Source organism: Treponema sp. OMZ 788, from assembly GCF_024181245.1.
Lineage (GTDB): Bacteria > Spirochaetota > Spirochaetia > Treponematales > Treponemataceae > Treponema_B.
In genome coordinates, this window is sequence record NZ_CP051199.1 from 1298652 (window position 1) to 1318126 (window position 19475).

Sequence of the window (19475 nt, forward strand, 5' to 3'; positions counted from 1 at the left end):
ACACCATATCAATTTTTTTTTGCAATAGCTATACGCAATTTTTTTGCATCTTCTTCAGCTAAACCAAGATCCGAGGCAGAATCCAAGTCCTTGGCTGCTTCAGGATATAAAGCCAGTTTAAAATAGGACAAAGAGCGTCTAAAATAAACATGGGCTTGAAATTTATTTATTTCAAGCGATTTTGTAAAATATTCAATGGCTTCATCATCTCTGTTTAAGAGAGTTAAAGCTATTCCAACATAATATAGAGATCTAAAATTTGCAGGATTATATTTGCAGCTCTGCAAAAAAATCTGAATAGGCTTCTTGATAATTAGCTTGAGCAAAATAAGCCATACCTCTGTGTTTAAAAACAACAGACAAAACTATATCGTTAGGATTTTGCTCAATTATTTTTGTATAAATCTTTTCAGCCTTATCAAAAAGATTTTGATTATGGGCTTCAATTGCAGCTAAAATCAAATCATCTATAGTCTCGGCAAGTTTTACTTCCTCTCCATGTTCTGCACTATCATGCTGCACAATATTAGTTTCAGGCAAAACTTGAGCTGTATACTCATCAGCCATCGAATAAAACTCAAAGCGTCTTTTTTCAAGTTCGGTATTAAGCTTGTTTTGATAATCGCGAATTTCCTGAAAAATAATATCGGCCAAACTTAAACTTGCGTTTATGGAAGCAAGTTTTCTTTTTAAAGGTTGATCAAATGGAGAAAACTCCGACTTATATACCAGTTCGTGCTCAACTTCTGCCCAAGCGTCTTGAAGAATAGTGCGAAGCTGGATTTCAAAAATTAAATTTTTTGGTAAAACAAGACCTACTCTAAATTCTTCAGGTATTTCAAGTAAAAAATGAACCGATTCGTATCCGAATTCTCTAAAAGTTCTTTCGGATCCCTTACGCTCTACTTCTATTACGGTAAAGTTTTTTAGTAAAATTGTTTCAACTTCATTTATGTCCTGTAAAAAAGGGCAAATTATTCTTACTCCCAAAATATCCGTAAGAACAGGTAAATCCGATGTATCGCTTTTAGGCGGAAATTTTAAAAGTTTAAGATAATAACTATTAAAACTTTTAACCCTTGTTTTATATGTGGGAGCAGAAGTTATTTTTACTATAGAACGCAGAAACTCCTCTATGCGCACTATCAAAATATTTAAATGAGGCACATAAGAAGTATAAATATCCCTTAATTTTTTCTTTTTTAGGGAGCCAAGGCAAGTCTTCAGACAACATATTTTGGTAAAATCATTAGTACAGGGACATCAAATAAAAGCGGCCGAGCCGTCTCGACCGCTTTAAAGTCTAGAACTTATTGTTGTTTCTTTTCGGAACCTTCAGAAGGTTTAAAACCTTCTTCTGTAGCCAACTTTTCCTGCTCGAGGAATCGTAAAACCTGTGTTTGACCGAATCTTTCAACTTCAATCTTCTTTCTCTTCATTTCTCTTTCTGTCTGAATACCCCAGAGATCTTCATCAGCAAAGTCTCGTACAGTTGTCAAAACAGCTTTGTCATAGATGATCTTAACATCTTTGAAGTATGCGATAGCATCTCCGCCGTCATGAGCTGCATCTCGGGTAATTAAGAAGCCGTCAAAAGCTACATGAGGAAGAGCTACAGGATAAACAGGATAAAGTCTCAATTCTCTTGCTTTTACATGTGAAACGTATGCAGGATTGCTCCATACCATTTCTCTCCAGCCGTCAAACAAGAGATAACCCATGAAGTATCTCTTAACTACGTTGTTTTGATCTCGAAGAAGAACATAAAGTCCATGGGGGAAGTTCATACCATAGGTATTTACAGCAATAGATTTGATAACACCGATATTTCGAACAACACCATAACCGTCTTCAAATCTTGATTTACCGGAAGCCTTATCTTCTGCAGTGGGTTCCTGTAAATTGCCCTGATCATCAACTTGAGCCATTTTTTCATAAGCAGGAATTAAAAACCCGGGCCTAATTTTTGCACTTGCATTGTGTGACCATTCAGGGAACAAAATGCGTACACCCATTAGTGTTTGACCGGCAAATTTATCGCCTTCATCTCTTACTTTAGACCCCTGAACTCTTGAAACATCAACAGAAACAGGATTCTGTGAGGAAGAATTCAAATCAACTTCCCACTGTTCAAGAGCCAAAGATGCTCTCATCAAAGCTTTTTGCTCATCTGTGTAAGAGGCTCCGGCTACCTGACCGTAATCCATAACAGTTCTTCTGTTTTGTGTCATCTTACCATTGGGATCTGCGACAATATCGGCATTCAACAGCGCGAAATCAATAATAATCGCTTCCTCAGCAACCGCAACAGCACCCATTAAGAGGAATGCCATAGCCACAAGTATAAATGTTTTTTTCATTCAAAAACTCCTTTTATGCACTTAATTTATGCCCTGTATACTATAAGTATACGTAATAATTCAATTTTGTCAACACTTTTTTTGATTTTTAATGCTATTTTTTTAATAATTCGTAAATCTCCATACCCTCAACGAAGATATAAGCAGCTTTTAAGTCCTTACAATTTGTGAATATATTTTTTTGTAAAAGAGCCTTAATTTGATCTGAATCAAATTCTTGTTTTATATCTTCGGTAAAAACCACAGGTAAATCTGCATATAAAATACCGTCTTTTACAAAACAGGAGATCAATTTGGAGCCGGCTCTAATAAAAGAATAACAATGATGGTTTACAGGTCCGAGCATCAATTCTTCAAAAAAAGCAGCCTCCGGCTCCGTTATATTTTGAACAGGAACATAGCGGATTTCCGTATCAATCTTCCCTGTTATAGAATTTTTAAAAAAAAGAACATACCGGTCATACTTTTTATTGAAAACCGATGTAAAACTCAAAACTATAACTATTACAAGCAATAAAGATGCCGTAATAATCTTTGTTTTTATCCGATTCATAAATACTCCGAATCAATTAGTTTCAAAATTGCTTATAAAAGCCGAAAGACCATTATATATACCCAAGGCACATTTTTTCAAGTAGTCCGGAGAGTTTAACAGCTTAATTTCGGTCTTATTGCTGATAAAACCTAACTCTATCAAAACACTGGGCATTTTTACATTGCGTACCACAAACCACTGATTTTCGCGTATTCCCCTATTGGGACTTTTTTTTCCTATTTGCGCATCCAAGCCGTCCAAAATATTTTGAGCCATTAAGATACTTTCCATCGTAAATTCTTCTTCCATCATCGAATTTAATATGGAATGAATTTCTTTAGGCACTGTTTTTTTATCGACTACTTCACGCCTGTATTCGGGAGGAAGATACCAGACCTCAAAACCGGAAGCCTTTGAGTTAAGGGAGGCATTTACATGAATTGAAACATAGAGAATGCTTTCATTCTTTTTTAATTTTACGGAATTTGCCATGTTTACCCTGTCTTCGAGGGTGGGATAGACATCCTTGTTTCTTGTTAAAAGAATCTTTTTATCCGGATAGGCTTTTTTGAGCATCTTATATAGGTCCAGGCTGACCTTTAAAGCGATATCCTTTTCGTACAAGACAAAAGTTTTTTTATTTTCGACATAGGAGCCGACGCAGCCCGGGTCCTTGCCTCCATGACCGGGATCTATCAAGATAACCCCTACTCTATAATTTTCTTCTTTTTGAGGTACGGCAAAAAAGGCTTCAAGTTTTTTGTACATTTCACCGCTGATAAAGGTCAGACCGTCTTTTTGATATGGAGGCGGAGTAAAATCGGCTTTTTCGTTATCGAAGACTATAAGGCTTTCCCCAACCTTGCAGCTAACTTCAGAGTTATTTTTCATAAAAATAAGTTCTTGAGAAAGAGGATCCCACGAAATATCCAAATCAAGCCTTCCTGCGGCATCGGTAACTGAAACACCTGCAGAAAAGGCTTTTACATAAAGAAAAATTACGAGAAAAACAGAAAAAAAAGCTCTTTTATTTGCCCTATTTCTCATTAAAATTAAATAGTGTCAAGACATTCAATGCCCGGAAGGACTTTTCCTTCGAGGAATTCGAGAGAAGCTCCTCCTCCGGTGGAAACATGACTCATCTTATCGGCAAGATTGAACTTATTTACCGCAGCAACGGAGTCTCCTCCGCCTACAATGCTTAAAGCACCTTTTCCGGTTGCTTCCGCCACAAGATAAGCCGTTTTTTCGGTACCCTTTGCAAAGGCATCGAATTCAAAAACGCCGACAGGTCCGTTCCATACGATGGACTTTGACTTCAAAACGATGTCTTTGTAAAGCTCCAAGGTTTTAGGCCCTACATCCATTCCCATAAGATTATCGGGAATATCGGTGTTTTCGACTAAAACAGCTTCGGCATTTGGAGAAAAAGTCTCTGAACATACATGATCGATAGGAAGGATGATTTTTACACCCTGCTTTTCAGCCTCATCCAACAGATTTTTGGCAGTATCCATAAAATCTTCTTCAAACAAGGACTTACCGATTTTCTTTCCTTGAACCTTTAAGAAGGTATAGGCCATGCCTCCTCCTATTATTAAAGATGAAGCATTTTTTAAAAGGCTTTCTAAAACTGCGATTTTTGAAGAAACCTTTGCTCCGCCTATAATTGCAGTCATGGGTTTTTCGGGCTTATTTAACATGGGTTCAAGATATTTAATTTCTTTTTCCATGAGAAAGCCTGCAACCCTTGTATTGACAAAGTTTGAAATTTCGGCTGTAGAAGCATGGGCTCTGTGGGCTGTGCCGAAAGCATCATTTACATAAATATCGCCGTACAAGCTGAGTTCCTTTGCCAGAACTTGCTGTTCGGCCTTTTCTTTTGAAGTTTCTTCCTTATGGAAGCGGGTGTTTTCAAGCATTAAAATTCCGCCTTGAGGAAGGGCCTTTACTCTTTCAAGCTGCCCCATGCAGGAAGGAGCAAAATCAACCGGAAGTTTGAGAAGACCGGATAGGTATTCGGCCACCGGCTTCATCCTGTGCTTTCCGTTAATGTATGAAGCCTCATCAAAGGTTTTTCCGTCTTTTTCTGCCTTTTCCTTGGCTTTTTTTGTATCTTTTGCAGGATCACCCAAATGGCTCATCAAAACAAGGGATCTTGCTCCTTGTTCAAGTATATAGTTTATGGTAGGAAGGGCGGCCCTTATTCGGGTATCGTCCTGCACTACTCCGTCTTTCATGGGAACGTTAAAATCGACACGCATTATTATGCGTTTATCCTTTAAATTTACATCTTTTACTGTTTTAATCATATTACCTCCGGATAATTTTTATATGGCTTTAGTCGTTTTCTTTTTTGAATTCGATGAAGTCTATTTCAACTCCGTTAGGATCTACGGCAGTCAAAATCTTTTTACCGTCTTTTACGGTTCTGGGAGGGGCCGTAATGCGGACATTTTTAGACTTTAGGTACTTTTCAGCCTCGCTTATTTGTTCTACTTGAACGGTGAGCGAAATTCTGCTTCCGTTATCGGGCTTTGGAACATCATGGCTGATAAGCTCCAAATTCATTCCGCTGTCAGGCTCAGTCAAAAAAGCGATCCTTTTGCCGGGAGCTGCCGACATCATATAATTAAAAGTAAATCCAAGTACTTTTTCATAAAACTCAAGTGATTTTTCCATTTCATCCGTGCGGATGGCTACACTGTTTAAAAACATTTGTATACCTCTTAAAAAAAAGTATAACACAATCATTACCATAAGTCAATTAAAAGTTTTACATCTTGAAAAAAAACGGCTCATAGGCTAAAATGTTTTTTATGAAGATTACGGAAAAGATTTTAATTGTAGATTTCGGCGGTCAGTATAACCAGCTCATAGCAAGGCGGGTACGGGACCTAAATGTTTATTCGGATATTGTTGGTGCCTCCAAGGCTCTTGATTATATAAAAGAAAATAAGCCGATAGGTATTATTTTTACGGGCGGGCCTAACAGCGTTTATGAAGAAAATGCACCCCTGCCCCCAAAAGAAATTTTTGAATTAGGGATTCCGATTTTAGGCATATGCTACGGTATGCAGGCAATGGCCCATTGCCTCGGCGGCAAGGCCGAAAAAAGCTTAAAAAGAGAATTCGGCAAAACATTAACGAAATTCGATACAGCTCTTCCGCTCTTTAAAAACATAAAAGATAAATCTTCTGTTTGGATGAGCCATGTAGACTGCGTTTCACACCTTCCTGAGGGCTTTGTCTCGGCAGCTCAAACAGCAAATACAAAAAATGCTGCCATGGCAAACAAGGAAAAAAAGCTTTACGGCATCCAATTCCATGCCGAGGTTGAGCATTCCGAAGAAGGTCAAAATATAATCAAAAACTTTTTATACAATGTATGCGGAGCCAAGGGCGATTGGAACATGAAAAGCTTTTTGACCGAAGCAATCACTGAGGTTAAAAATACTGTAGGCGACGGCAAGGTGCTTTTAGCCCTATCAGGAGGAGTAGACTCTTCGGTGCTTGCAGCCCTTTTAAACAAGGCTGTAGGAAAAAATCTGACCTGTATCTTTGTGGATCACGGTCTTATGCGCAAAAACGAGGGAGATGAGGTAGAGGCAGCCTTTAGGGACGCTCCGATGAATTTTATCCGCGTAAATGCGGAAAGCCGTTTTTTAGGAAAGCTCAAAGGCGTTTCGGATCCCGAAAAAAAACGCAAGATAATCGGTGAAGAGTTTATCCGCGTTTTTGAAGAAGAAGCAAAAAAAATAGGAACAGTGGACTTTCTTGCCCAAGGCACAATTTACGCCGATGTAGTTGAAAGCGGAGCCAAGGGTTCAGCCGTAATAAAAAGCCATCACAATGTCGGAGGGCTTCCCGATCACATAAGTTTTAAATCATTGATTGAGCCCCTAAAAAACCTATTTAAGGATGAAATAAGAAAGTTAGGCACAGAGCTCGGCCTCCCCGACTATCTGGTGCACCGCCAGCCCTTCCCCGGCCCCGGCCTTGCCATAAGAATTATGGGCGAGATAACCGAAGAAAAGCTCGATATCCTGCGTGAAGCCGATGCAATCTGGCGGAGCGAACTTGAAAGGGCCGATATAAAAAAAGATTTAAGCCAGTATTTTGCCGTGCTTACCTCCACAAAGACGGTCGGCGTTATGGGAGACTTTAGAACATATGACTATACCCTCGCCCTGCGCGCTGTAAAAACCTCGGACTTTATGACAGCCGACTGGGTACGCATCCCCTACGAGGTACTGGACAAGGTTTCTTCCCGTATCATAAACGAGGTAAAGGGCATCAACAGAATAGTCTACGACATAACCTCAAAGCCGCCTGCAACGATTGAGTGGGAGTAGTCTAAAAATATTCTCCCCATTCTCGTTAGTTCTCCCCAAAAATACTTGACGAGAATAGGTTTTATTTTTTTCCTTCAGCCTTCCCGTCTTTCAGCTCCAAGCCTTTTTCGAATAGGAAGCTGATGTAGTAGTCTTCGATGGTGTTTTTAGGGCCGGCGGCGTTGAGGCGTTTACGGGCATCGGCGTTGTTTCGGCGCTGCACATAGGAAGAGTAAAAATGACGAGGATCCGAGTTATCAAAATTAAGAGATTTATTTAATAGTTTCGATACATCATCCCTGCCCATTGCAGGTATCTTACAGCTTACCAGTTGATTTCGGACATAGAGGATATCTTCGTATGAGATGCCGAATAAAAATTCTTCAAGTGATTGGCCGACAATTTTATTGGAAAGTTTTGCAAGCATAAAACTTTGCCATGAGTCATCAAGTTTGGAAGAAAGCAAAAAAAGCTCGCTTGTGCCCATCATAGTACCGAATACCGGGGCTATTCTATCCCGGGCAGTCCAAACGCGTGTTAAAACCGGTGCAAAAGAAGTAGTATTTTGATCCAAGCGGTGTTCCCAAAGATAAATCAGGGCATTGGCCACCTTTTCTTGTTTTTGCTCATCCAGGATATTGCTGTCCAAAATCGAAATATACACATCTTCCGACATAATCGTAAACATTATATTCATGGTAGCCGATCTAAGCTCTTCAATTTCTTCTTCAGAAAAATGAGAGCTTGAAGCAACCTTGCTTAAGGCAGAAAAAATATGAAATTTTGCAACAAGAAAACCGCGGCCTAAAACAGCCTTTGTCGGCATTGAAAGAGTGCGGGCATCAGAGGGGGTTTTGCATAAATTCTCTATAAGCGTATCCTGACTCCGTTTTTCTCCGGCAAGAACGCTTGTTTCATGAATGGAAGGAAACCGGGAAATTGCGGCAGACATTCTTTCCAAATCCATGAGTTTTTTTCCTATTTCCAAAACAGCAGCCTTGTATTCACCGTTTAAACGATCAAATGCATGTTCGACCAAAATTCTTTCTTGATCATTTAGAACAACGATATCCGTAGAGATTATAGTTCCGAGTCCGGCATTATTTATTGTCATATTTTCCGCAACTTCTCCAATATGCAATTGATAGAATGAATATTGTACTACATTATTCCGAATTTTAAAAGGGCTTTTTTAGATAAAAGCATAAAATTTTGCTAAAAATAATCGGTAGTCATTGACATAAAGCCCCTTTACATGCAAAATGTTCACTCAAAAATGTTAGTTCGATACGGTCAAAATGCCGAAGGAAAGCAGGTTCGGCAGGCTTTAGTCTATACTAAGGACGAGCACCACATTGCCCCCGAAAAAATAGACATTGAAGCCGTGAAAATTATACAGCGTTTAAATTCTCAAGGTTTTGAAGCCTACATAGTAGGAGGAGCAGTAAGGGATCTTTTGATAGGTCATGTTCCAAAGGATTTCGATATTGCAACCTCTGCGGAGCCGTCAAAAATAAGAAAAATATTTAGAAATTCAAGAATTATAGGGCGGCGGTTCAGATTAGTCCATATATTTTTTGGAGAAAAAATATATGAGGTTAGCACTTTCCGCTCGACTGAAGACGGAAGTATAGGCAATAAATTCGGAACAATCGATGAAGATGTCCACAGAAGGGATTTTACACTAAATGCTCTTTACTATGACCCCATCCATGAGCTTGTGATAGATTATGTTGGCGGCGTTAAGGATATAAGGTCAAAAAAAATCAGGCCCATTATTCCGCTTCAGCTGATATTTTCGGAAGATCCTGTAAGAATGATACGGGCGATCAAGTATGCTGCAATGACGGATTCAAGCATTCCGTTTTTTGTTCAGCTTCAAATACGCAAAAATGCACATCTTTTAGAGTTTGTGTCGCCCTCAAGAATAACCGAAGAAATAAACAAGATTATTTTTAGCGGACACTCAAGCGATATTATAAAAAAACTTTTAGACTTTAAGCTCTATGTTTACATACAGCCGGGAGCCTGTGCTTTTATAGATTCGTCTTCCAAGTTTAAAAAGATTTATTTAGAAAATCTTACTCTTTTGGATAAGGAAGTAGATGCTAAACATCAAATAAAACAGGGAGAATGTTTAAGGGCCTTGCTAAAAGATTATACAAGGCTGATTGCCGATCCTGAAGGTCTTCCGCAGGAGGTATACACTTATGTTTATAAAGAGTGCAGACATTTTATTCTTCCGATGAATCCTCAAAGAAAAGAATTGGAATTTGCAGTAAAGAGTATTTTAAATGACTTGGGGATTAAGGTTTCGATGGAAAGAACTCAAGCCCGCCCGGCAAAACTCGGTAAACAGGTTAAGCATATCCGCCGAAAGAAAAAGGTCAAAAAGCCTGAAACACAAAAAGATACGGATTAATAAAACCCGTATCTTTCAAGACTCACAATATTTAATAAAAATTAAACTCTAATAAGTTTATGTGTTATGGGGAGGGGATTTTTGAGTGTCTCGTTTACGGGACAATTATTGTCAACCAAGGTCATAAACTTTTCAAGCTCATCATCGGAAGCATCCGACTTAATATGATATATCGTTTCAATCTCGGAAAGCCCAACCTTTCCTGCACTAAAAGCACCGACACATTCAACAGCCAAATAATCAAGCTTTAGCCCTTTTTTCTTTGCAAGCATTTTCGAGATAACACACTTGCAAGCCCCAAGGCCGCTCAAAAGAACTTCGATAGGGTTCATACCCAAATCTGTTCCGCCGAAGCTGACCGGTTCGTCAACAATAATCTTTTTGCCGGATGCCTCGCACTCAACTTTAAAACCTTCGCCCAAATCGATTTCGGCCTTTGCCTTAAATTCTTTTGCCATAAAATTCTCCTATCTAATGTTTAATTACTAATGTGGTCAAAACCATCGGCACGGAGCCGGTATTTTCAAGGCTGTGAAGCTGATTATCCTCAGTGATGACCACATCTCCCGGACCTACTTCCTGCTTTTTACCCATATCTGTAACAAGTCCTTTGCCTTCATGTATAATATATATCTCCGTTTCGCCTGTATGTACGTGCTCTCCTATGCTTGCTCCAACCGGAACAGTCATTTCGGAAAACATACGGCAATTTTCAACCTCTCTGACACTTAAAAATTCTATAACGCTTATTTCGCCAGTTCCGCCGCGTAAATTAGGCTTCAGCTTTTTAGGCACATCATTTTTGTTTATTATCATAAAATCACCTCAAAAATTTTTATAAGAGTTTTTCAATATATTTTTTTAACTTTTTGGGAGCCGTAAGCGAGCCGTATACTTGAACATTTTCCCCGCTTCTATCAACAAGGAATTTGGTGAAATTCCATTTAATGCTTTTGTTCCCTGAAGCTGTTTGTAAAAAAGAAAAAAGAGGCTCGGCATTTTCTCCCTTTACATCAATTTTTGCCATTACAGGAAATGTTACACCATACTTGGTTTGAGCAAATGTTCTGATTTCCTCGTTTGTTCCCGGATCCTGCCCGCCGAACTGATTACATGGAAAGGCTAAAACAATAAATTTTTTATCCTTATATTCTTGATATAATTCTTCCAAACCTTGGAAATGAGGGGTAAAGCCTCACTCACAAGCCGTATTCACTATTAAAATAACATAATCCTTATAGTCAGTAAAAGAAAAGTCATTTCCGAAGCTGTCTTTAACAGTATAATCATAAATTCCCATTAGATTTCTCCTAAATCAAATTATACAAAAGACTGTGAATAAATTCAATAAGTTGGCAGTTTTAGGTAAGACTTCGTTTGTCGGCTAATTTTCAATTTCTACTAGACATCGGCCTAAATAAATGCTATCATCACGGGTTCTATGATGAAAAAAAACGATAATTATGCCATTTTAGGAGTTTCACCTAAAGCCTCGGCAGCCGAAATAAAGACAGCTTTTAGAAAAAAAGCTAAGCTTCACCATCCGGACCTAACTCAAAATAAAACTAAAGAAGAAAAGGAAAAATCCGAATCGGCTATGAGGCTTCTTTTAAATGCCTACCAAAACCTTTTAAAAGAAAAAACGGCCGATGAAAATCCATTTGATTATTTCGATTTTTTTTCAAAGAAAAATACGGCGGAAAGTTTTGACTACAGGCTTTGGCTTTTAAAAAAAACGGATTACGAAAGCCGTGCTAAACTCATCTTTTTTGATCTTTTTCACGGATTGGAACAGTCGGCCGTAGAAGAATATAATAAAAGAAGAAGCGAGGCAGGAGGCTTTTATCTTTCAAAATATTTTAACAAGGAAGATTTTATGGACTGCGGCTTTGTCCTTGCAGAAGAACTTTATTTCCGCGGAGAATATTATGAGTCTTTTTTGCTTTTGGAAGAAATTTTTTATATGGAAAAAGAAAAGCCTTATTTTAAACATTTTTTTCCTGAGGTTACTGACTTGATAAAATCCATAATAAGCGATAAACTGCATAGGTATACCGAAGACGAGCTTGCCTTAGACTGTTATGAAGCTGCTATGGAACTAGGCTTTAAAAAGATAGATAGAGCTAACATTCTTAAGCGTATGTCCGAAATATATTATAGGTTTGGAGATACATACAGAGCTTCACAGTGTTTAAATGAGGCAATGCAGCTCAGCCCCAAACTAAGGGGCATTAAAATTATTCAAAATCAATTGGAGAATCACTATGATTATAATTAAAACGGAAGAACAAATTAACGGCATCAGAAAGTCCTGTAAGGCCCTTGCCCAACTTTTTGAAGAATTAAAACCGGTAATAAAACCCGGTATGACTACAAAAGAGCTTGATGATTTTTGTGTAAACTATATAAAAAAAATCGGCGGTGTTCCTGCTTGGTATTCTGAAGGTTTTCCGGGGGCAGCCTGTATTTCGATAAATGAAGAGGTAATTCATGGAGTTCCCGGCAAAAGAATCATAAAAGACGGGGACCTTGTTTCTATGGATATAGGAATCGACCTTGGAGGCTACATAAGCGATTCTTGTGTAACCTATCCTGTCGGTAATGTTTCAAAGGAAAACCTCAAGCTCTTAGAGGTTACTACTCAGTGCCTTTACGCAGGAATTGAAGCATGTAAGGCAGGCAAAAGAGTTTCGGATATTTCGAAGGCAGTCTTTAATCTGGCAAGAGCCCATAATTACGGGGTGGTTTACGACTATTGCGGACACGGTGTCGGGCTAGGTGTACACGAAGATCCGAGCATTCCGAATGTCCCCGAAAGAATGAGGCCGAATCCCCGCCTTAGAGCCGGAATGGTGGTCGCAATAGAGCCCATGATTAACATGGGAACGGCCGATGTCGAGGTAAAAAAAGACGGATGGACTGTCGTAACTGCCGACAGGTCGGTTTCATGCCACATGGAGCATACCGTTGCCATCTTTGAAGACCACACGGAAATTTTGTCGCAGTTATAAAAAAAGTTTTATGGAGGGATGATGAATTCGATTATTTCATGGAATGTAAACGGCATCAGGGCCGTAGAAAAAAAAGGCTTTTTGGATTGGCTTAATACCGAAAATCCGGATTTACTTTGCGTACAGGAAACAAAGGCTGCAAAGCCTCAACTCAGCAAGGAGCTTACGGAACCTGAGCTCCCGAACGGAAAATATTTTGCCTATTGGGCTTCGGCAAAAAAGGCAGGTTATTCGGGAACCGCAATCTTTACCAAAAAAGAACCCTTGCAGGTAAGAACCATGGGTTTAAAGGAATTTGATGATGAAGGAAGGGTCTTGGTTGCCGACTTTGACAAGGTTTCTATTATTTCGGCTTATTTCCCTAACTCGCAGGACGGAGGAGCCCGCCTAGGCTACAAGCTTGACTTTTGTGCAGCCATCCTCGAATTCTGCGATTCCATTCAAGAAGAAGGAAACAATGTAATCCTTTGCGGGGACTACAACATAGCCCATAAACCCATCGACCTTGCAAACCCCAAGAGCAACGAAAAAAATCCCGGCTATCTTCCTGAAGAGAGGGCTTGGATGGATGAGTTTACCTCATCAGGTTATTCGGACACATTCAGGCATTTTTGCCAAGAACCTGCAAAATATACATGGTGGAGCTACCGCTTTAGAGCTAGAGAGAAAAACATCGGATGGCGTATAGACTACCATTGCGTAAACGATTCTTTTTTGCCTAAGATAAAGGATTCTATTATTTTGGACGGAGTAATGGGCTCGGATCATTGCCCTGTTAAGCTGATATATTAATTAATTTATAAAACAAGGCAATTTATTGGAAAAAGATTTGAAAAATCTATTGACATAATTTGGAAAAACTGATAATATCGCCTGTGTTACGCCGTTGTAGCTCAGTCGGTAGAGCAAAGGACTGAAAATCCTTGTGTCGACAGTTCGATTCTGTCCGACGGCACTCAAAGGGATATAAGATTTTCTTATATCCCTTTTTTTATTAGTGCGGAGGATTTAATACCTGCCGTTTATCGGCTAAGCTCTGCGTCGGGGTTGTTGATTAAAAATAATCATTAACGGCTGTCTTTTTATCACATTTTAAATAAAAAATTTAAGTTTTTTTTACACATACCCGATAATATAAATAACGGTCGGGGTTACAGACGGCATTATTTTGACATCCGGATGCCGTTTTTTATAACCGATAATGATACGTTTTGAATCTTACTTCAAGGACGTTTAATTTAGAGATTGGCAAAGGTGCCAATCTCTTTTTTTTTAAAATAGGATACCTTGCCTTTTTTATATGTAAATGTTATAATAGAATCACGGAAATTTACAATAAGGAGTATGCAAATGGCTTATAAAATTTCTAACGAATGCACGAACTGTGCCGCGTGCGAAAGTGAATGCCCCGTAAACGCAATCAGCGAAGCCGGCGGCAAACATGTAATCGATGCAGATACATGCATCAGCTGTGGTGCTTGCGCAGGTGTTTGTCCTGTTGAAGCAATCTCAGAGGAATAATCCGGCTTAAATTTTAAGTAAGGATTAAACCTTAACACGAGTCCGGAGGGTTTTATGAATTTTGGAAAAATTATTAAGGGATACGGATCCGTTTTTTTCGGACTGTTGACCTTTTCGGCCATTGCCGGAGTGTGTGTGCTTGCAGGTCTTGCGGTAGCCTATCCCTTGTGGCTCTTAGCTACTACAAATGTGAGCTTATACACAATAATTTCCATAAGTATTTTTGTATGCGGGATTCTTTACCTCTTGGTAAAAAAAGCAATCAAGGCATATAAAAAAAGCCCTCGCGGACTCATCATTTCAATCCTAAAAAAAATAACGGTAATCGGAGGTATTATATTATGTGTCAACTTGGTTTTGACATTCAATAAAATACCGGCAATGATCGTACTCGTTTTAATTTTTGTCATCTACGGTTTTTTAGCCTTCGGCATAAGCCAATCAAAAAACAACGGTAATGAAGGCTTTTAAATTTCTACTTTTATTTTTCCTTTTACAGACAATACTAAACGCTCAAGTCCCCTACCCTCGAATCGAAAAATTGAATATAGAAGATTATCTATTTGTTCAATATTGCGATGATGTGGCAGAAGCCAGAAAAGCCTTGGCGGCAGCTAAAACGGGGAACGAACTTCCTATCAGATTTTATACCTACAAGGCAAACCGTGAAGACACAATCATAAAAATTGCAGCCCGTTGCTCTATTCCCTATGATGCAATTATAACATTAAACAGAATAGAATCGATGCAGACAGAAATCGCAGGGCGTGTTCTTCTTCTTCCGACAATGCCGGCAGTTTATCTTCCCGACAAAGGTCTGACAGACATCGAAAAACTGACAGAAGCTCTGTTTAAAAAGCATAAGACAGAACCTCTAAAAATAAAAATATACGGCCTTGAAGAAAATCGGGAGATATTTTGCTTCCCCGGAGAAATTTTTGACGGAACCGTAAGAGCTTTTTTCTTTATGCCTTTTTACCGTTTTCCTCTAAAAGAAGCGGTTTTAACTTCGGGCTTCGGAAAAAGGCAGGATCCATTTACAGGAAAGGCAAGCTATCATCCGGGAATAGACCTTGCAGCTCCCGCAGGAAGTCCGGTTATGGCCTGTGCCGGAGGCACGATAAAAGAAGTATCTTACAGCAATGTTTACGGAAACTATATTATTTTATCCCATACCGACGGCAGAGCCAGCCTATACGGCCATTTGAGCAAGGTTTATGTCAGCTTGAATGAAACAGTAAAATCGGGTAAAATAATCGGTGCTGTGGGCTCTACAGGAATGTCTACAGGCCCTCATCTTCATTTTGAAATACATGAGCAAGGTATACCTAAAAATCCTGCTGATTTTGTACACAACAAAAAATAGTAAATATGATAAATAGTTCTGCAAAAATGTTTTATGGAGATTATACATGAAAGAAACTAAATTCTTAACAGATGAATATAAAGACGAGTTCGATAAGCTTGTATGTCATCCAATTCAATCATGGATTTGGGGTGACTTTAAAAAAAAGCATGGGAGCAGCTACTGAAAGGATAGGTTTTTTTGAAGACGGAAAATTAAAGAGCGGAATTCAGATTATTTTTTCTAAAATACCCAAAACTAATTATACGGTCGGTATAGCTTCAAAAACCCTGATGCCCGAGCAAGAACACATCGAAGCTTTAAAAGAAGCTGCAAAAAAACATAGGGCTGTCTTTATAAAAATAGAACCGGATATCTTTAAGCCGGTACAAAAAGATAAGTCCATAAAAGAAGAGCCTTATTTAGAAGCAGATTCTTTAGAAATTCTTATCGAAGAAAATAAAAATTTTTTATTTAAAAACGGAGCAAAAAACGGAAAGCCTTTTTTTGAAAAATATAATTTTATTTTAGATATAGAAAAAACGGAAGAAGAACTTTTAGCTTCTTTTCATTCCAAGACAAGATACAATATCCGTCTGGCAGAAAAAAAGGGAGTTACTATAATCGATAATAGCACAGAAGAAGGCATGGATGATTATATAAGGCTGATGGAAGAAACGACAAAAAGACAGGGCTTTTTTAATCATAATGGTGATTACTTTAGGCGGATGTTCAAAATTTTTCCAAAAGGTACCCTTAGAATCTTTGAAGCAGTATACAATAATGAAGTTTTAACTGCATGGATTCTTTTTAATTTTAACGGAAAACTTTACTATCCTTATGGAGCATCGAGCAACAGCCATAGGGAATTGATGCCCAATAACCTTATAATGTGGAAAGCTATTCAATACGGAAAAAATTTAAATTGCTCTAGTTTTGATCTTTGGGGCTGTTTGGGTCCTAATCCGGACACAAATGATTCATGGTACGGATTTCACAAATTTAAGTCGGGATATAATCCTCAATTGGTAGAATACATAGGTACCTTCGATTTTGTTTATAAACCTTTTATGTATAAAATGTTTAACATTGCAGATAAAATCAGATGGATTATTTTAAAAAATAAGCGAAGATAGCTTTAAGTTTTTCCGTACTTAGCCGATAAATAAGTATCGGCGGGCGGTTCCCCTCCCACCCACCGTCTGCCGATAGCCTGATGGGCGGGCCGGTTTTTTAACCGGCTCTTTTTTTTGCCTTAACTAAAAAAATAACTGCCTTTACAACCGTCAAAACCTACCTACTTGTAAAAAACTTAAAATTGTGTTCTTATATAAAGCTATGAATAAGCTAAGCAAGATAGTATATATATATCTTATTGTGATTTTTTTGATTCTTGCAGGAGGAGCCTTTGCCCTCGGAAAAATGCTGGCACTTACAAAAAACATAAAACAAAGCGAATTATTTGTCGACTTTAATCCGGCACTTCCTTCAAGAATATTGGACATAAGAGGAGATCTTATCACGGAATTTTCATTGGACGAAAAAAGGGAACTTGTAAATTACGGAGATATTTCTCCTAACCTGATTGCGGCCCTTTTAGCCCGTGAAGACCGCCTATTCTATGAACATAAGGGTTTTAGAATCAAATCCATCCTTAGGGCTGTCATAGGACAGCTTACAGGAAGGTCTTTAGGAGGCGGAAGTACAATCACTCAGCAGATTGCAGGACTTCTCTATTGCGACAGAACAGATAAAAGTGTAAAAAGAAAGATAAAAGAACTTTGGTGGGCTATCCAAATGGAAAGAAGGCACTCTAAAGACGAGATAATGATGCTATATCTAAATGAAGCCTACTTTGGAGGCGGAACAAACGGAGTAAGTGCGGCTTCCCGCTTTTATTTCGGACATTCTGCAGCCGAACTGACCCCCGCAGAAGCTGCAATTTTAATCATTCAGCTTTCGAACCCTACAAGGTACAATCCGTTTAATTACCCGAACAGGGCAAAGGAAAGACAGGAAAATGTCCTTGAAGGCATGGTAGGACTCGGCTTTCTTTCAAAAAAAAGAGGCTACGGAATCTTTTGAAGACTATTGGGCTAACTTTGACTATACCCGTATTGCCCTATCTGCATGGCTTACAAGAGAAGATAAGGCCAGATGGTTTTCCGAATATGTAAGACGGGAAGTAGCCGACAATATGATGTACGGAACAATGAACCTTTATAAGGACGGATATACCGTACACACAACCTGCGATTTAAGACATCAGGAAATAGCGGATCGCGAGTTTCAAAAATACATAGCAATAGCTAATGACAGGGTATCAGCCTCAACCTCAACCTCCTTCAGTCAGGCAGAACAATACAGCAACCTAACATCCCTTTTGAGCCTTTGCTTCGGAATAGAATCATTAAATGTGGGAGAAAAACAACTCAAGGTAAAAACTCACTCCTATTACCGGAACGAATTAAATAATACGATAGATGTGCTTGCCCTCATGTGCGGAATCGACAACTTAAAAACTCTTACCAAACAGTCTACAGCTAAAATGCAGGAAGTATTGATGGAAAGAGTCGTAGAAGGCACATTTATCTCGATAGAAAATGAAACAGGCTATATAACGGCCTTGATAGGCGGAAGCCAATATAGTGAAACCAATCAGCTTATAAGAGCAACCCAATCAAAACTTCAAGTAGGAAGTACAATAAAACCCTTGATATATTCTGCAGCCATTGACGAAAAGGCAATCACAGCCGCTACAAGACTGGACGATACACCTCAAGTTTTTGAATCTGCCGACGGAGTACAGTATATTCCGAACAACTATGGCGGAAAATGGAACGGAACTGTTTTGGTATATAAGGCACTGCCTCTATCATTAAATATTCCGGCTATAAAAACTCTGGAATTGGTAGGATTTGATAGAGCAATAGACCGTATTTCAAGCCTTATGGGTATCACAGACCCTGTGGAAATAGATAGAACATTTGAAAAGGTTTATCCTTTGGCCTTAGGCATTAGTGCCGTAACACCCGTTCAGCTTTTAAGAGCCTTTGCTGTCTTCGGAAATCAGGGACGGGCCGTAGATCCCATAGCCGTAAGAGCTATCGAAAACAGGGATGGAATTACGATTATGGACCCAGAAAGAGATCTCAGAATTGAACAGCGCAGACGCGGAGCCGCAATGCAGGTTATAAGCCCCAGCAATGCCTTTATTATGACCGAAATTCTTAAAAAGACACTTACTTTGGGAACCCTTTACGGAGCTTCTTCCGGCGGTAGAAAATTCGATTATAAAAACGAAAAAACGGGAAAGACATTTAGAATGCCGATGGCTGCAAAATCGGGAACAACTCAAAACTGGGCAGACTCATGGACGGCTATATATTCCCCATACTACTCGGCAGTTGTTTGGTACGGTTTTGACCGCGGAAGTTACTCGCTTGGAACCGATAATGCAGGAGCCGCACTTTCAGGATATGTAGCTGCAAACTTTATGCGTGAGGTCCATAAAAATAAGCCCTTTAAAGATTTTGTAAGGCCCGAAAAAGGTGTAATAATGGTCGATGTCTGCAAAAAATCGGGGATGATACCTTCGGAGAACTGCACAGATGAAACCATTACCCTGCCCTTTTTATACGGAACAGAACCTACAGAAGTTTGTACTGAACATACAGCCGGCATAAAATTAAGGGACATAGGTATAGACCGGATGAAAGGCTCAGGAATGGCTCAAGGTGAGGAAGAAATCAAAATAGACCTAGCCCCTATAGAAATAGATCCTTCAATTTTTGTGGATCCTCCTGTAGATGAAGAAAGGATAAATGAAACGGCAGAGGATGAAGAAACATCGGCCGAATCAGAAACCGAGGAAGAAAAAAAGGAAGAAGAAGATAAAACTGAAAATCCATGGATTTAAATTAAAATTAACTATCTTGCTATTGACT

Annotated in this window: 19 protein-coding genes, 1 tRNA gene and 2 pseudogenes; 11 read left to right on the forward strand and 11 right to left on the reverse strand. The window is 39.0% G+C overall.

From position 1 onward, the window contains the following. Window positions 1-8: 8 nt before the first annotated feature. From E4O00_RS06265 to E4O00_RS06295, 7 genes are all read right to left on the reverse strand, one after another. Entirely contained in the window at window positions 9-287 is a 279-nt protein-coding gene (locus tag E4O00_RS06265; RefSeq protein ID WP_253679326.1) for a tetratricopeptide repeat protein, read from the reverse strand. Further along, complete coding sequence (locus tag E4O00_RS06270) at window positions 268-1167, reverse strand: (p)ppGpp synthetase (protein WP_253679337.1); 900 nt, start codon at window positions 1165-1167, stop codon at window positions 268-270. The genes E4O00_RS06265 and E4O00_RS06270 overlap by 20 nt, the downstream gene beginning before the upstream one ends. Before the next feature lie 143 nt (window positions 1168-1310). Further along, window positions 1311-2360: a flagellar filament outer layer protein FlaA gene (locus E4O00_RS06275; protein WP_253679339.1), complete on the reverse strand. Its 1050-nt coding sequence runs from the start codon at window positions 2358-2360 to the stop codon at window positions 1311-1313. 94 nt (window positions 2361-2454) lie between these two features. Further along, entirely contained in the window at window positions 2455-2913 is a 459-nt protein-coding gene (locus E4O00_RS06280; protein ID WP_253679340.1) for a GerMN domain-containing protein, read from the reverse strand. Between the two features lie 12 nt (window positions 2914-2925). After that, entirely contained in the window at window positions 2926-3942 is a 1017-nt protein-coding gene (locus E4O00_RS06285) for an N-acetylmuramoyl-L-alanine amidase (protein WP_253679342.1), read from the reverse strand. A 5-nt stretch (window positions 3943-3947) separates the two neighbouring features. Then, window positions 3948-5207 (reverse strand): phosphoglycerate kinase, encoded by a 1260-nt coding sequence (pgk, locus tag E4O00_RS06290; protein WP_253679344.1) that lies wholly within the window; start codon window positions 5205-5207, stop codon window positions 3948-3950. A gap of 28 nt (window positions 5208-5235) precedes the next feature. Further along, a complete protein-coding gene (locus E4O00_RS06295) occupies window positions 5236-5613 on the reverse strand; it encodes a VOC family protein (protein WP_253679346.1) in 378 nt (125 codons plus the stop codon). A gap of 92 nt (window positions 5614-5705) precedes the next feature. On the opposite strand from E4O00_RS06295, the gene guaA reads away from it, so the two are divergent. Then, a complete protein-coding gene (gene guaA, locus E4O00_RS06300; RefSeq protein ID WP_371922716.1) occupies window positions 5706-7250 on the forward strand; it encodes a glutamine-hydrolyzing GMP synthase in 1545 nt (514 codons plus the stop codon). 61 nt (window positions 7251-7311) lie between these two features. On the opposite strand, the gene E4O00_RS06305 is transcribed toward guaA, so the two are convergent. Then, window positions 7312-8343, reverse strand: coding sequence for a hypothetical protein (locus tag E4O00_RS06305; RefSeq protein WP_253679350.1), 1032 nt, complete (start codon window positions 8341-8343; stop codon window positions 7312-7314). Window positions 8344-8505: 162 nt separating this feature from the next. Here E4O00_RS06305 and pcnB point away from each other — a divergent pair, with 162 nt between their 5' ends. Further along, on the forward strand, window positions 8506-9651 hold the full coding sequence (gene pcnB, locus E4O00_RS06310) for a polynucleotide adenylyltransferase PcnB (RefSeq protein ID WP_253679656.1): 1146 nt from the start codon (window positions 8506-8508) through the stop codon (window positions 9649-9651). A gap of 41 nt (window positions 9652-9692) precedes the next feature. On the opposite strand, the gene E4O00_RS06315 is transcribed toward pcnB, so the two are convergent. The 3 genes from E4O00_RS06315 to E4O00_RS06325 are packed head-to-tail and all read right to left on the reverse strand — an operon-like array spanning window position 9693 to window position 10951. Next, a complete protein-coding gene (locus tag E4O00_RS06315) occupies window positions 9693-10109 on the reverse strand; it encodes an OsmC family protein (protein ID WP_253679352.1) in 417 nt (138 codons plus the stop codon). 13 nt (window positions 10110-10122) lie between these two features. Next, window positions 10123-10467: a cupin domain-containing protein gene (locus tag E4O00_RS06320; protein ID WP_253679354.1), complete on the reverse strand. Its 345-nt coding sequence runs from the start codon at window positions 10465-10467 to the stop codon at window positions 10123-10125. 19 nt (window positions 10468-10486) lie between these two features. Beyond that, window positions 10487-10951: a glutathione peroxidase gene (locus E4O00_RS06325; protein ID WP_253679356.1), complete on the reverse strand. Its 465-nt coding sequence runs from the start codon at window positions 10949-10951 to the stop codon at window positions 10487-10489. 141 nt (window positions 10952-11092) lie between these two features. On the opposite strand from E4O00_RS06325, the gene E4O00_RS06330 reads away from it, so the two are divergent. The 9 genes and pseudogenes from E4O00_RS06330 (at window position 11093) to E4O00_RS06375 (ending at window position 19447) form a co-directional block, all read left to right on the forward strand. After that, entirely contained in the window at window positions 11093-11929 is an 837-nt protein-coding gene (locus E4O00_RS06330) for a DnaJ domain-containing protein (RefSeq protein WP_253679358.1), read from the forward strand. Continuing rightward, a complete protein-coding gene (gene map, locus E4O00_RS06335) occupies window positions 11916-12662 on the forward strand; it encodes a type I methionyl aminopeptidase (protein ID WP_253679360.1) in 747 nt (248 codons plus the stop codon). The genes E4O00_RS06330 and map overlap by 14 nt, the downstream gene beginning before the upstream one ends. A gap of 21 nt (window positions 12663-12683) precedes the next feature. Further along, window positions 12684-13454, forward strand: coding sequence for an exodeoxyribonuclease III (locus tag E4O00_RS06340; protein ID WP_253679664.1), 771 nt, complete (start codon window positions 12684-12686; stop codon window positions 13452-13454). A gap of 90 nt (window positions 13455-13544) precedes the next feature. Beyond that, a tRNA-Phe gene (locus E4O00_RS06345) sits at window positions 13545-13617 on the forward strand. Between the two features lie 395 nt (window positions 13618-14012). After that, window positions 14013-14183, forward strand: coding sequence for a DUF362 domain-containing protein (locus tag E4O00_RS06350; protein ID WP_002670897.1), 171 nt, complete (start codon window positions 14013-14015; stop codon window positions 14181-14183). Window positions 14184-14237: 54 nt separating this feature from the next. Then, window positions 14238-14654, forward strand: a complete 417-nt coding sequence (locus tag E4O00_RS06355) for a hypothetical protein (protein WP_253679362.1) — start codon at window positions 14238-14240, stop codon at window positions 14652-14654. Continuing rightward, the gene (locus tag E4O00_RS06360) at window positions 14641-15549 is read left to right on the forward strand and encodes a LysM peptidoglycan-binding domain-containing M23 family metallopeptidase (RefSeq protein ID WP_371922717.1); all 909 of its coding nucleotides are present in this window, start codon (window positions 14641-14643) and stop codon (window positions 15547-15549) included. The genes E4O00_RS06355 and E4O00_RS06360 overlap by 14 nt, the downstream gene beginning before the upstream one ends. A 46-nt stretch (window positions 15550-15595) precedes the next feature. After that, window positions 15596-16664: pseudogene (locus E4O00_RS06365) on the forward strand (lipid II:glycine glycyltransferase FemX). Between the two features lie 202 nt (window positions 16665-16866). Beyond that, window positions 16867-19447 (forward strand): annotated as a pseudogene (locus tag E4O00_RS06375) (penicillin-binding protein 1A). The last annotated feature ends 28 nt before the right edge of the window (window positions 19448-19475 follow it).